Annotated in this window: 7 protein-coding genes and 2 pseudogenes; all 9 read right to left on the bottom strand. The window is 37.5% G+C overall.

What is annotated here, in order from left to right:
- Nucleotides 1–124 precede the first annotated feature (124 nt).
- Nucleotides 125–4,770 (bottom strand): annotated as a pseudogene (locus ABKA15_RS01730) (antigen I/II family LPXTG-anchored adhesin).
- Between the two features lie 237 nt (nt 4,771–5,007).
- Nucleotides 5,008–6,294, bottom strand: coding sequence for a DUF4832 domain-containing protein (locus tag ABKA15_RS01725; RefSeq protein WP_225620240.1), 1,287 nt, complete (start codon nt 6,292–6,294; stop codon nt 5,008–5,010).
- Between the two features lie 101 nt (nt 6,295–6,395).
- Entirely contained in the window at nt 6,396–7,067 is a 672-nt protein-coding gene (locus ABKA15_RS01720; RefSeq protein ID WP_049512974.1) for a DUF4956 domain-containing protein, read from the bottom strand.
- 14 nt (nt 7,068–7,081) lie between these two features.
- On the bottom strand, nt 7,082–7,816 hold the full coding sequence (locus tag ABKA15_RS01715; protein WP_049512976.1) for a polyphosphate polymerase domain-containing protein: 735 nt from the start codon (nt 7,814–7,816) through the stop codon (nt 7,082–7,084).
- Nucleotides 7,803–9,578 (bottom strand): annotated as a pseudogene (locus ABKA15_RS01710) (CotH kinase family protein). The gene ABKA15_RS01715 and the pseudogene ABKA15_RS01710 overlap by 14 nt, the downstream one beginning before the upstream one ends.
- Nucleotides 9,571–11,016 carry an exopolysaccharide Pel transporter PelG gene (gene pelG, locus ABKA15_RS01705; RefSeq protein WP_049512978.1) on the bottom strand — a complete coding sequence of 482 codons (1,446 nt, stop codon included), beginning with the start codon at nt 11,014–11,016 and terminating at the stop codon, nt 9,571–9,573. The pseudogene ABKA15_RS01710 and the gene pelG overlap by 8 nt, the downstream one beginning before the upstream one ends.
- Nucleotides 11,016–12,416 (bottom strand): GT4 family glycosyltransferase PelF, encoded by a 1,401-nt coding sequence (gene pelF / locus ABKA15_RS01700; protein ID WP_049512980.1) that lies wholly within the window; start codon nt 12,414–12,416, stop codon nt 11,016–11,018. Before pelF ends, pelG begins: the two co-directional genes overlap by 1 nt.
- A gap of 20 nt (nt 12,417–12,436) precedes the next feature.
- The gene (locus ABKA15_RS01695; RefSeq protein ID WP_186832619.1) at nt 12,437–14,269 is read right to left on the bottom strand and encodes a DUF2194 domain-containing protein; all 1,833 of its coding nucleotides are present in this window, start codon (nt 14,267–14,269) and stop codon (nt 12,437–12,439) included.
- Between the two features lie 12 nt (nt 14,270–14,281).
- Entirely contained in the window at nt 14,282–15,181 is a 900-nt protein-coding gene (locus tag ABKA15_RS01690) for a hypothetical protein (RefSeq protein ID WP_049512982.1), read from the bottom strand.
- Between the last annotated feature and the right edge of the window lie 3 nt (nt 15,182–15,184).

The raw sequence follows: 15,184 nt of genomic DNA, 5'->3' as shown, positions 1-15,184 counted from the left end.
ACGCAATCTGATAATCCACAAAGTTAAAGCAAATACCCCCTAAGTTGCTATTTTTATATCAACTTAAGGGGAAACTTTATATTAAGTAAAGAATTCAAACTTTTTCTACAAAGTCATTTGAGATTCAGTCATTCTCCTCTGCTTTCCGTTTTAACTGTCCTAAGCCTAAAACACTTAACAATGCAGCTACTCCCAAGTAAGGCATATAGCTCGCACTCGTTCCTGTTCTTGGAAGGCTTGGAACAGCTAATGCATGAAGTACTTGCTTCGGTTTAGCTGGAGTTGATGGGGTTGGAGTTTCCAGTTTTGGTGTCGTTGTACGAACCGTATTAGATGCGTAAGTCACACCATTAACCGTATTTACATAGGTATTTTCAAAAGTACCAACTGCAATCCGTTTCATTTGGACATAGCTTTCGGCTTGGAAGGCTGAATCAACTGAAACAGAACGCAAGAAATCTTCCTTGAATTTAATCGTAATGATCCCTTTAACTGAATCAACTTCTGCTTCCGTATACTTCGTTAAATCATCACCTGATTTGATAACTGTTCCATCTTTAAGAGTCATATCAATCTTGGCAAAGACCTTATACTGACCAGTATATTGATCGCCTGTTTGATCATAATCATCAGAGAAACTATATTCAAAGAGCTCTTCTGAATGATTGGAAGGAATGATACCACCGATTAGACGGTAATTAAAGACTGTATTCAGTGGAATAGTCTGACCATCAACATTATTTGTATCAGCCGGATCAAGTGTTAAGGTCACATCTTTCTTAGGGTTAATCTTAGGAACATTATTGATAACGATATTTGATGCATAACCATTACCAAAGTCAATTTGGTAAGCTTGATTTTCATAACTGCCGCCTGTTTGTCCCATTTGTTTTTTAACAACCATTGGTGATACAATCTTCAAATTGATGCCTGTTTTAACATAAGTATCATAAAATTCTCTTGGATTATCGGCACGGAAAATTTGGAAAGCACCTTTAGGTCTAATTCCTGCCTTAGAAAGAACATCTCTAATTTCTTGAGGGGCTGCTTCAAGACTAGTATAATTATCCACACTAACACCAGTAACTTCATTACCATTAGCATCTGTAATCTTCACTAAATCCTGACGCAATTCAAGCGCTTCTTCTGGATAATCATCTACATAGTAAAATCCTTTTTGAATGGTATCTGCTGACGATTTATCTCCTTTGTATTGATCCAAATCCCAAGTTAGTTCATAATAATTCGTTGAACCGGCAAGAACTGTTTTCCCATCAATCACCACACCGTCTTTGTTCTTGTTTACTTTGCTTGGTTTGATGTAATTGTTATTTGGATTATCCGGATCGTTTGGTTTACCCGGTGTTGTCACACGAACGATATTGGATTTAATTCCATAAGCATCATTGACTGTCAGCGTGAAGTTATTCTTATAAGTTGCGCCATCGTTAAGAACTTGTCCGACCACTGTTGGATAAATCGTTGTTACTGACTTGGTCAGATCCGCATTAAAAGCAGCTAAAGTTTGTGCAGTTGCTTTAAAGGTTACTGTATTCGTTGCTGAATCATAGCTAACATCGAAGCCAGCACTAGCTACTTTCGTTGCCTCAAGATTCAATTGATAGCCAGAGGGTAATGGATCGACCAAAACAAAGGAAGTCGTCTCATCCCGTCCAGCTGGTAGATCAGCCGTCTTCAATTGGAATTTAACAGTCGATTGTTTCGCCACTAAGGTTTTATCAATATCTACATCATTATTATTTTTGATTTCTTTATTGACTTGTGGCTGTACGGCTAACTTAAAGTAATGGTAGTGAACAGTCGGTACAGCCGGAGCCGGAGGCGTCTTCTTATAAACAGGATCTGCTGGTGGCGTTGGTAATACCTCATAAGTTGGCTCAACAGGTTTGTTTGGTTCTGGTTGATCTGGTGTCCTTGTCGGTGGCGTTGGCTCTGCTTCGTAAGTCGGAGCTACAGGAGCTGGCTCTAATGGTTTTTCTGTTTCATAGGTCGGCGGTGTGGGTTTGTTTGGCTCTGCCTGATCCGGTGTCCTTGTCGGCGGTGTTGGCTCTGCTTCATAGCTTGGCTCAACAGGTGCTGGCTCCAACGGCTTTTCTGTTTCATAGGTCGGCGGTGTGGGTTTGTTTGGCTCTGCTTGATCCGGTGTCCTTGTCGGCGGTGTTGGCTCCTTTTCATAATTTGGAGCTACTGGTGCCGGTTTTAATGGCTTTTCTGTTTCATAAGTTGGTTTAGTTGGAGCTGTTGGTTTAACCGGCGGTGTGGGTTTTTCCTTGGTAACTTTAGGAACATTAACCGCACGGATTTACCATTTAAAGAATACCAAATATTTGGTTTTTTGCCAGTTTCAATTGCCATTGTAGGATCAGCAGGCACAACAAGTGTTGATGAGATAGCACCCAAAGTCACACTGTTATTAGGGCCAGACATGCGGATAGCACCAGCACCATACCAAGAGTTAGGCGCATCTGAACTATCCCAACCAGATCCCGGTTCGCTAGCTCTGGTATACATGGTCCAACGAGCACCACCTTGACCCTGCCTAAAGTTGAGAGTATCTGTAGCATAAATCATGCCATTCTTTTCACCGATAGATGATCCAGAGATTTTGACAAATTTACCCGTATAATCTTTGGCCATTTCAATAGAATTATTTTCACGGTTAAGAGAAGCTACTGAGAGAAGGGCATTATCAAAATTAATTGGTTTTCCATCTTCGTCATAGAAAGTGAATTCATTTTTAATAAAAATAGAAGTGTTTTTTTCATCTTGACCTGTATAAGCGGAAGCAAAAACACCTAAAGTTGGATCGGTAAAAATACCTAACCAAACCTTTTGACCTTGAAACTTAGATTCAGGATCCACTGTATACTTATAGACAATTTTAGAAATCTTTTTACCATTATAATAAGAATTCTGCAAATTAGTGTATGTAGCTGTTGCGCTTTGACCCCGTTCTAAAAGTACTGATCCCCATTTAACTTCTGTTTTGTTGCCTACATTTGTTGTCCAACTCGATTTATCACCTATATTTCCGTATAATTCCATAGATGAGGCAGTGGCTCCTGCGTTTTCTAGATATTTAACATTAAGGTTATCTAATTGAAGGTTCTTTTTACTATATTGATTTGTATCTTGCTTAAATGCGTTATCCACAGCAGAAGCCTTAAGGAACTTCCCATCTGTTGTCAAAGATAAGTTCGCATTTGGCTCAAGATCATAGACCAAATTTTGAGCAGATGGTTCTGTTAAGTTTCCGTCTTCATTTTTATGTTTTGCAAGTTCTGCCAGTGCAGCTTTAATAGAAGCTTGTTCATCTTCGTATGCCTTTAACTTAACTGGATAGTCTGCTAAATCTTTTTGATATTTGGCAAGATCTGCTTGATACTTAGCAAGTTTTGCTTCGTAATCAGCTTTAGCATCCGCATTGCGCTTCTTAATTGCAGTATTTTCAGCTGTGAGCGCTGCATTTGCGGCATTATTTGCTGCTACAGCTGCTTCATAGGCCGCTTTAGCATCCGCATTGGCTTTTTGAACGCGAGCGAGCTCTGTTTGATAGGCGGTCAATTTAGCTTGATAGTCTGCTTCGTTTGCAGCATTAGCTTTTTTCACCGCTGCCAAATCGGCCTCATATTGCTTGAGTGCAGCTTCATAAGTCGCCTTAGCATTCTCATTGCGTTGCTTAATTGCAGTATTTTCAGCTGTGAGTGCCGCATTTTGGGCATTATTTGCTGCTACAGCTGCTTCATAGGCCGCTTTAGCATCCGCATTAGCCTTTTGAACGCGAGCGAGCTCTGTTTGATAAGCGATCAATTTAGCTTGATAGTCTGCTTCGTTTGCGGCATTAGCTTCCTGAACACGCTTTAGTTCAGCTTGATATTGGGCTAACTTAGTCTCATATTCATCTTTGGCCGTTGCATTACGCTTTCTGATTTCCTCATTAGTAGTCGCAATTTCTTTATTTTTAGCATTGTTAGCAGCTACGGCAGCGTCATATTCAGCTTTAGCTGCTGAATTAGCTTCCTGAACGCGTTTTAATTCACCTTGATAAGCTGCAAGAGCTTTTTGATAGGCTGCTTGATTATCGGAATTCGTCTTTTGTACAACTGCTAAATCTTTTTGATATTGGGCTAACTTAGCTTCATAATCCGCTTTTGCTGCTGCGTTGGCGGCATTAATCCGTTCAACCTCTGCTTTATGAGCAGCCATATCCTTCTCATATTGTTCTTTAGTTGTTTGATTTTCAGCGTTAATCTTAGAAACTTCTGCTTCATGAGCGGCTACATCCGACTTATATTGATCTGTCGTTTTCTTGATGTCTTCAGCTTGTTTGGCATAGGCTTCTTTGATTTCAGTTTCTTTTTGATCAGCCTCTTGAGCTGTCTTTACCGTCCCTTTATCAACCGTTTCATCTTGGACAACATTGACACCAGCAGACTTAGCATCTTTTGCTGCTTGATCAAGATCAGTTTTAGGTACTTCAACTGGTATTGAACCATTTGTCTCTCCAGCTTGGTTTTGACTTTGTTCAGCTTCCTTACTCGCACTCCCTTGAGCCTCTGGCAAATTGGTCGCTGGATTTCCAGTTTGTGTTCCAACTACTTTAGTATCTACATCACTAGTAGTGGTCGTTTCATCGGCAAAAACATTTTGTCCTGCTATAGAGACTGCTGCTACTGTCCCTAGAACAGCGCCACAAAGCGTTTTGCTAATTTTACTTTTACGAAAACCAAATACTTCTCTTTTTTGCATCTTTCTTCCTTGTTTCAAATTATTAGATTATTCAAATTACTTTGAATTTGACACTTATTGTATTTTAGCAGCTTTTCAAAACATTTACAAGTATGTAGCACATTTTTTATAATTGTTCTATTAGTAACTTTGCAGATTAAAGCTCAACTTAGATTAAACTATAACTTGGCTTAAGAATTTATCGAAAAGTAAAAACCAGTGTCATAAATAACATTACAACGCTGGTTTTAATAGTTTCTAATTTTTAGTGTCATCATACAAGGTTAGCAGTTTTTCTCTTTCCTGTCCTTTATTGGCAAATCGAACAGCTGGTTTCTTGGTAAGAGGAGAAATAATTCCTAAAGCAACTTTATAACCTCTGCTCTGCTCAGTCAAGTTAGCTGTCGAAAGAGAAATTTTTACTTTTTGTGCTTTATGAGGTAAGATTTTTGTTAATTCAATTGGTACAGTTTTACTTTCAACAATAGCGCCTGACCTATCTTGAACGTAAATCTTCACTTTCCAATTACGATAAAAGGGAGCAACTCCTTTATTTGCTAATGTTAGTGATAATTGAGTAGTCTTCTTGCCAGAGATAAGTGTCATCTGAGGAACCCATAAACGATAGCCCATGTTTTTCAAGATTTCATTATAGCCACTATCATCATTGTCTATCATTTCAGCAATTTTGGGTCCTAAGAAAGTTGTATGGGACTCTTGAACTTCTTCAATGATTTGTTTGAGCTGTTTGCCCATAAGAGCTTTCATGCTAGCAGAGCTAGTGAATTCACCTCCAATAGGAGCTGTTTGCCAGGCATTTGGCATAGGGACTAAACCATTTTTTGCATTTTCCTGATCATAATCTCCACCAGATTGAATCCAATTGAGCCAAACTTTTTTACTTTCTTCGTCTCCAACCACATCATTATAAAGACCAAATCCATACTTCTTGGCTGCTACGAATGGACGCCGCATTAAAATATTCGCTTCTGGGAAAGCATCTATCCAAGGGGTAATATATTTTTCACGAATAGCCGCTTCCGGCAACTTCCGAATATTAGCCTCATCATTCACATGCCACTCTCCCCAATGACCTAACCCTCCTAGCTCAATAAAAGAAATTTGTCCTGAATCGGCCCAGCGTTGTCCCATTGCTTCAACCGCTTTTTGATAATATTGAAGAAGTTTTTTATCCTCATAATTAGGCGAAAAACCTTTTCCATAGGAAGAAGTATAGCGGTCTCCCGGATCAGACATTTCTTTGATCAACCAAGAAGGAATATCCTCATGAGTGGCTTTCCGAGGATAGTCCAAAACAAAGCGTAAAACAACATGTTTGCCTTCTTTTAGCCAACGTTTGAGCTGATTTTTCTCTTCTAAGGTTTCCCAAGCATATACCCCTTTTTTAGGCTCCAATTCTTTCCAAGTTACATCCATATAAACCAGCTGAACATCCTTAGTTACTTCTGATTCCTTAGCTGAAGGAGCATAGCCCATCAGAGGATTGGCTAGTGCTTTATCAGAGTAAGTAAAATTCTGCTCCACTCGTTTTCTACCTTTTTTAAAAGAAGGAGAAAAAAGCACTACACAAATAAATAGGAGGGCTAAAACACCTAAACAAATTGGTATTATTCTGTTCATTCTCATCATCCGTGATATTCACCATTGTATTGAATCAGAGTCACATCCGAAACTTGCTCAATATTCCGGATTTGCTCTACAAAAACAAAATTCTCTTTTTGACAAAAGACCTCTACTGCCATTTCGACAGTATCTCCTCGCATCGTTTTTGACTTAACAAAATATTTCATTTTTCCAAAAGCCTGAATAATTTTATCGCCCGTTTCATCACCTTTATAATGGATAACAGCAATATAGACTTTTCCTTGCCCCTGCATTTTGCTAAAAATGATTAACATTCCAAAAATGACAGTTGCCGTTACAATTGCCAAAATGTACATGCCCGCTCCAACGGTAATTCCTGTTGTAATAGCCCAGAACAGATAAAGCAAGTCCATCGGATCCTTAACCGCCGTACGATAACGAACGATAGACAACGCCCCTACCATACCAAGTGAAATAACAATGTTTGAGCTAATAGCTAGTGTTACCATCGCTGTTAAAATAGACATTCCAACTAAGGTCATGGCAAAACTTCTAGAATAGACAATGCCGGTAAAAAATCGTTGATAAACAAAGTAAATGAAAGCTCCTAGTGCAATGGCTAATAGTAAGGTTGCAACAATTTTCCCAATATTTTGGGTTGTGAAATTTTCTGATTGTAAGACAGATTTTTTAACGATATCTTGAACACTCATCTTTTTCTCCTCTACTAGTGGTCTGTATCATACCAGTATCCGAAATCATGTAAGTATGCTGTTTTTTCATAACACAATACATATTTGGATACGGCAAGAAACTCGGAAGCTTGTGGCGGAATGATAGTTTTTATAATTTGCGGTAGTAATTCTGTATATTTTACTTCAAAAACCAGCTTGCCTGGTGCGAGAACAGGCAACGTTGGCAAGGTTTCATCAAATATATCATAACTCCCAATAGCAGCACGAACATTGGAATCAAATGTCAATCGAACTGTTCCTGCGTCATAAACCCAAGGTTCTCGTTCATAGTCTACTATGACACGAGGTCGCATCATATTTGCCACACATTCAACATAAAATTCTCGACACAGCGAATAGGGGCTATGAAGAAGAAAATCATAATTTCCATCAATAATTTTCTCTGTTTCTTCTCGTGTCAAAGGTGCAGCTTCCTTATAAATATACTGTCCAAATTTCTTTTTGCGCTCCAATTTGATACTTCGGTCACTAAAATTATAGATCCGAATACGGTATTTTTTACGCATCAAAATTCCCGCTTCTTTCTCCTCATAAGCACTATTCCAGTAATCATCAAAGTACAGACTACGAATAGTATACCCACCATTTTGAGCATGTCTATCCAAAGATAGGATGGAGCCAAAGCGTTGCGTCAATAGTTCTTTTCCTTTCAGACCAATTAGGTATTTCCCTTCATGACGAAACTGTTCTTCTTTATTTATTTTCATAAACATCAACCTTTATCTTACCATCTTCCATCACATAAAAACTTAAAACGCCAAAAAGACTGGTAGTATCCACACGATATTGTTCAAAAGCGGCCTGAGATTTACCATCAGAATTTGTAGCAATCACGCGCATAAAATATTGACCTTTTGGAAGATGTTTTGTAGTGACACTTGTCTCTGCTAGACCTTTCTTGTCAAGGATCTTATCTTTAAAGTTAGGATCCTTAGCTAATTCTACATGATAAGTGATTTCTTTATTGTTAAAATCGTATGATGACATCCACTTAAGAACCAGTTCCCCATTCTCAACTCTTGGCTGGTCAATATAAAATGGTTGAGGAGACTGCAAACTATTTTTATAATCTTGATAATTTTTTTCAACTTCCTTTGGTAATTCATTTAAAATCTTGTCATATTGCTCCTCTTTTATAGGCATACGCTCCACATCTGGCATACGACTTAAATATGGTTTGACAATATTCGCATATTGCTTGCTCAAGTCACCGATACTGTTAGGACTAAGTTGATTTCTATATAATTTATCAACCACTTTATCCAAACCCGTTCTAAATCTTTCAGATTTTAGCAATCGTTGAAAAAGGAGATTCCCCCAATAATTACTGACACCATAACGCGAAGAATTTTGTCCCAACGCCCCCGGTCTACGAAGTTCTCGCTCGCCTTTCCGCAAGGAATCGTCCAAATCCCAAGGTAAAATATACCAACGAGTTCCATTTTGTGGGCTATAAAGGAACATATTCCGATTTTGACTGTCAATGTTTCCCATTAAAATCTGAAAAGCTAACCAATATTGGATATTTTCGGCATCAAAATATTTTTCTAATATTTTATCGCCTGTCGTTGACTTATCATTCAATTTATCCAACATATCAATAAGCTTGGTATGATCGTGATCCCCCTTAACTTCTAAGAGTTCTTCAAATTTTTTCTTATCGAACTTTGGGTCATTTTCCTTTCGAATAGCATCTTCCTTCCGATAAAATTCAAAGTTGTTCAACTTATAAAGTTGACCAGCTCTATCTAATCCATGCGCTTCAAGAGCTGTTTTATTCAGTTGTTCAACTTGTGTATATAGTCCATAGTCCTCAAAATTCTTTGAACCTGAACCAGTTTCATCTTTGACATACAAATGGACAAATTGAGTGCGAAGTCCAACAATTTGCGGAATGCCTTCCATCAATTTAAACGCCAGTCTATTTCGAAAGCGAAGAGCTTCGTAAGGGTGCTTATTCAAATTGATCGTTCGCTGTCCTTCCCAAGTCCCTTTATTTTATTTGATTTCTATCTTATAACTTTTCTGCTTTGAACGGCTGGAGCTTTGTCCTCGAATTTGAACGGTCGCATTTGGAACTTGCTCCTCAAATCCAAATTCACCCGCAACAGGACCTTTTTCATTTCCTACTTGCAAAAGACCCGCAACCTGATAGCGTTTCACTCCCATTTTTTCATAATCATAAGCAGAATATTGATTGATTTCTCGCCAAGAGTGATTGGTGTTCTCCGCAGTATTTCCGCGTCTTACCGTTAAATACATGGTAATTACATCTGGGTCTTTTTGGGCATACAAAGATTCTTTATCTCGAAGATGACGATCGTTGATGTTTGCCACTTTTTCTTTTTTTACATGTTTTGTAGTTGGTTGCTTCGTTTTGTTTCCACCACTATCAGAAATAGCTAAAATAATAAATGCAAGTGCCATTAATCCAAAAACCAGTAAAAATTTAGTCCATTTATTATCCATCCTTCGACCTCGCTTTCAAAGTAGTGAATAACCTCGTAAAGAAGCCTTCCTTTTCACGAGAAACGACTTCTTGACTTCCTAGGATACGATAGGGAAGATCTTTTGTATATTCGCTCAATCGCGTACTCGCCGTAAGATAAAGTACAAGAGCAGCTAATAAGAAGCCATATCCAATAAAAGATGTATCCATAAATTGGGTAAGGATACTAAAAATAACAGAGATTCCTGCAAACCATCTCGCACATTTCTTTGCCCCTTCATAATCAACAAAATAAAGTAGCATCAATAGATTGACATTTCCTACAGCATAAAGCCCGTAACCTAAGCAAAGTGTTTGAAAATAACCTTTCATCTGACTGTTAAAACCAAGCGGTAAAACTGTCAATAGAACAATTCCCACAAACATGGCTAATAAAGTAGCCAGAAGCTGTTTCCATGATAAATACTTTAATTCATTCCGAAGAACATTCATCATTTCAATTTCGCTCTGGTTGATTTTCTTAACACTTCCCACTCCTTCATACATATGGTAATATTTCCTAAATTTAGGATAAAACTTCACCTCAACAGAGACCACAAAGTTTACAGTTGATACTAAAGTAACCAGATAAGCTAACATGGCAGGGACATCGTAAACCGGTGCTGTATAAAACAATCCTCCGATTTCCTTGCTGAGTGGGCCAAACCAATTGATGACGATATGGGAAAAAAGTCCAATAAACATATAAATGCCTACTTTGAAAAGATCTAAATATCGATCAAACCAAATTAAGAATTCAAAATTGGCGGCATAATTTTTGGGGAAGTGCCTGTACAAAATACGAATCATTTGTACAAGAATGAAGCCATAAGATATACAAACACTAAGGAGCAAACCATATGGAATAGCCGATGCCAGCGCCACTAAACCAACTCCAATAGTAATACCTATTGCTATAGCAAAAGTTTTTAGAATACTACGGTAATCTTTTACAGCTGTTAAGTAATTCACGGCATTCCAAATTAGGCATAGTTCACTAAACAAGACCAAATTTAAGATGATTTCTAACAAAGGAATCCCTGAAATCAAGAGAAAAACTCCATAAGTCACAACTCCAAGACCTAGCATTACGGCTCCAGAGGAAAAATAAGAAGATAGCACTTTTTCAAACTTTTTCTCATAAAGCATATCTGCTACATAGCGGGTAACAATCATTGAAAAGAGGTTGGTAATTGCTAGAGAAGCTAGTATAGAATACGAAATTAAGCCCAGTAAATGATCACGTTCACCATTCCCGAAGTGACCTAAAACACTTAGACCGACAACTGACAAGATAAGCAAGATCCCAAGAATCATTGGCCCAACATATACAACTCCTGCATAACCATAAGCTTTTTGTTTTGCAAGGAAGTTACCTTTATTATATACTTTTCGCAGTTCAAATCCCAGACCTGCCATTATCTTACATACTCTTTATATAATTGTCTATATTGTTCAATCATTTGATGATACTGGTAAAATTGCTCACTTCTCTTTTTAGCAATCTGTCCCATTTTTAGACGTTTTTCTTCTGAACTTGCCATTACAAGCATTGCATGTGCTAAGCTCATTAAGTCTGTAGGTGGCACACAATAGCCAGCTGAACCTAATGTATCGTCTAGCTTTCCCTCTAATAATTCTTTACAACAGCCAACATCCGTTGTAACACAAGGTTTTCCAGCAGCCATTGACTCCAAAATAGATAATGGTTGACCTTCTGATATACTTGTTAGAATCATGAAATCCATCTTTTTTAAGTATTCCTTGACATCTACACGTCCTGTAAAAATCAGATTTTCTAATTTTAATTTACGAGCTAAAGCGTAGCATTCTTCCGCATAAGCTTTATCATCCACCCCACCCATGATATAAAGGCGAACATTTGGCATCTGGGAGGATACTTCGTAAAAAGCATAAATCATAGTTTTAATATCTTTAATTGGCGCCATTCTGACAGCAGCGCCGATGTTAATCCAATCATCTTTTTCAAAAGGAATGTTAGAAAAGCTTTCATAATCAATACCATTTGAAATAACTCGGCATTTTTTCGCATCACAACCAAGAGCAATTTGTGTTTCACGAGCTTTTGAAAAAAGACTCGTAATACAATCTGCCTTAGAATAAATAGCATCTGATAACATATAAAAGAAATCAATCCATTGCTTACGCATAGAGGGCAAGATCCAATCTGCACGAATAATCTCTTCCTCACGTTCACGTGTATAAATACCATGCTCCGTTAGAAGTAACGGCTTTCGCGTACGTGTGCTTGCTAATGTAGCTAGAATACCACCATACCCTGTAGAAATAGCATGATACGCATCCGCAGAAGGAATACTGCTTGATAAGAGGTTCAACAGAGGAAAAAGCATGGAACGAATGGTATGAAAGACATCTGACATAGGCTGTGAAGCATATTTTTCTTCACATAGCTCTTGAATCATGGAAAAGAACTCTTCGCTCGCTAAAAAATTATCTCGCTGAATTTTTCCATCTTGCAACATGTCAAAAATAAGTGACCAATCAGGATTGGCACAAAAAACTAACTGTTTTAAAGCTTCATATTCTTCACCAGTTAATTCTTCAAGACTTGTATCTGTCGTTTCGAAGCCATCTAAGCTATCCAGAAACACTTCATGAACTTCTACGACATTTTCAGGAAATTCATAGACAAATTTTCCCTTTTGTTCTTCATTGGCCCCAATAACCCAAATGATAAATTCATGTTCTTTCATTTCTGTGATATATTGGTGCATCCAAGTGGATACACCACCATGTACATAAGGGTAAGAGCCCTCTAAAACCAAACAGATTCTCATTTTTATTTTCTTTTCTCTTTTTATTTCAATTCAATCGCTACTTTTGCAGACGTAGCATGCAATAAATAAAGATTACCAGTCAAATGCTCTAATTTTCCACCTGTCACTTTTCCTGGTTTTCCTTCATTCAACCGAAGCATTACGTAGGCATTATCATGGAAATTCCCAAGATTTAATTCCAAACCAGTATCAGTCTTCTGTTGCTGAACACTTAAAATACCATAGCGTTGAATGGCCCCCGCCATTTCAGAACCCGTCAAATCTCTAATATTAGGTGCCATTTTATCAACCCATGCAATCTCATCACCAAAATCTTTATATAATTTTGCCCAGCCAAGTTTTGCACCTCGATCTTCGTCCATCACATCATCTGGATGGAGGAAATGGGTCATTACATAATGCATATTCAGCTCTGAAAAAACAGTCAGCTTAGAATAATTGTCCCATGATGCACCTGAAACAATCCGTGGTTGCTCAATCAGTCCATCATCAGCTACCTCAAATTCTTGAGAATAGGTGAATTTTCCTGGGAAATAGTTACTGGCAATGCTTTTAATTTCTGGGAATTTCGCTCTCAACACTTCTCTTCCTTCTTTTGAAAGAACATTTGAAGGTGGAATATAGACAGACTTTTCGCCTTTTGGAAAGAGCTCCTTCGTAAATCGAATCAACTCACGAATAGAAGATTCCATTGCTTTTTTGTCTTTCCAAGTCTTGTATGTTGGAAATTCATCTCCATAATCAACATCCTTTGGAGAAAGTGGCTGGTGATTATAACCGTGGTAGCTAATCTCTCCGCCATTTGCTAAAAGAGATTTTCCAAAATACTTAAAGCGCTCTATATCTTTTTGTGCCGTTACATTTCCTGATGTATCATCTTCATAATTTTCAATGACACCACCAGTATACTTGATACCGTACTTTTCAGATAACTTCAATAAATCCGGCCACCAAATATTCGTATAAAAATCAGAAATACTTGTATTGTAATCTCGCTTAATGTAGGTAGCATCTCCTGCTGGTACTGGTGAAGGGAAATCATCCAAATAGAACGTAGCACCATTAATTACTGGATAAGCTGTTGCTTCTGTCAACAAGCTATAAGAAGCTGCATAAATCCCACGAACTGCTCTTTCGTAAATTCCAAAATTATCTACTATAAATTTGCCTTTGCCATATTTTTTCTCCCAAACAAGAGGAATACGCGCTTCATTATCTGTCCAAGCGTGAACTTTGGTGTCTGATGAAAGAGAGACCGTCCAAGCCGATTCAAATCCTCCATCAATTGGATAACTTTTCCCGCCACCAATCATGAAGTCTTTATCAATATACATTTTGTTTACCACAGAATTTTCAGCACTGGAATTCGTTACTCCTAATTTTTGCTCAATGGATGCAGAAGCATCATCCTTAACTAGCGTAACACCAAAGAGAATATTTCCGCCTTGCTCAACCCAGTCAACCATTTCCTGCGTTTTTTCTCCCAGAGTTTCTAAATCGCTTAAAAGTACGATAACTTTTTTATAATTTGAAAAACTAGGAAGAGAATCTTTTGAAATATCAACCAATTGATAGCCTTGCTTCATGTCTTTAAGAATCTGCGAGAATTGTTCTTTCGCTCGTCTACTGGTATCATTGCTCTCATCATAAAGGACAAGATTTTCTTTTGCCAAGCTTTCAAAAACTGTTTTAGAAGTAGGAATATTCCCTTTTAGATAGGTATTTTTACTTGTAGCAACCGTATAACGCTCCCCACTTTTTTGAATCCATAAAAATGCAGCTAACAAAAGAAAAATAACCAGCACTATAATGGATTCTCTTGAATAAGCCAACGTTTTTTTCTTCTTTTTCATTCCTTCCAACCTTTAAGACTGCCAAAAAGCTAATTGTTCTCGATTCTCTTTTGAGATGTAAATTGAATCGTCCTTTATAGCCTTTACTAATTCTTTTATCCTTTCCCCTTGTTTTGTTTCATAATAATATTGCAGATATAACATATAAATGTCTTCTTGTTGTGTCCACTTTTGTGAAATCAAATCTAAATAATCTTTAACTCGATTATAATGTTTGAGCAATAATTCATTTTTAATGAAATTTAGATAATCCGACAACTCTTCTTTTTGTTGTATCTTTTTCTCCAAAAGATTTGAATAATCTGTTCTAAGTAGTGTTTCCAACCGTTTAGTGACAAGTCCCTTTTGCAAGTAACTTGCTAAGGTAGCACAATACTCTGTTAAAACTTGGAAATCATTAGGATTTTGACGATACTTTTTATTTAAATTTTGCAAACGAACATCGTACTGTCGTGACACCTCCGCAATCAAAGTTGTAGCGTAATGTACAACTTCTGTATCTTCATCTTTACGAGCCAAAAACAACAAATCAATAAAACGATTTGGAGTCCGACTAACCATTTCCATTAACATCCACCGTGCTGTCTCTTTATCTTGTAACAACAGTGCTTCTTCTAACGGAATGAGTTCTTCGACATCCTCATATGCATTTCCTAGTTCGTTCTTGTTTTCAATTCCACTTATCTCCGTCCAAACATCTGCCTCTTTTGCCAGAAGAGACGCATTTGATTTATCGTCATGTCTGGGTGGATTTAAAAGCCAAAGCAAAAGATAACCTAGAAATGGTATTGCAATAGGAAAAATAATATAAAACAACGGTAGTTTGATTTTTTTATATTGGAGCAAATAGTAAGAATGAATACATAGAATCAAATCTAAAATCACACAAAAAATAGAAATAATGTATTCCATTTA

This window comes from Streptococcus sp. KHUD_010 (assembly GCF_040207525.1).
Taxonomy (GTDB): domain Bacteria; phylum Bacillota; class Bacilli; order Lactobacillales; family Streptococcaceae; genus Streptococcus; species Streptococcus hominis.
This window is presented reverse-complemented; position numbering and strand designations above follow the sequence as displayed.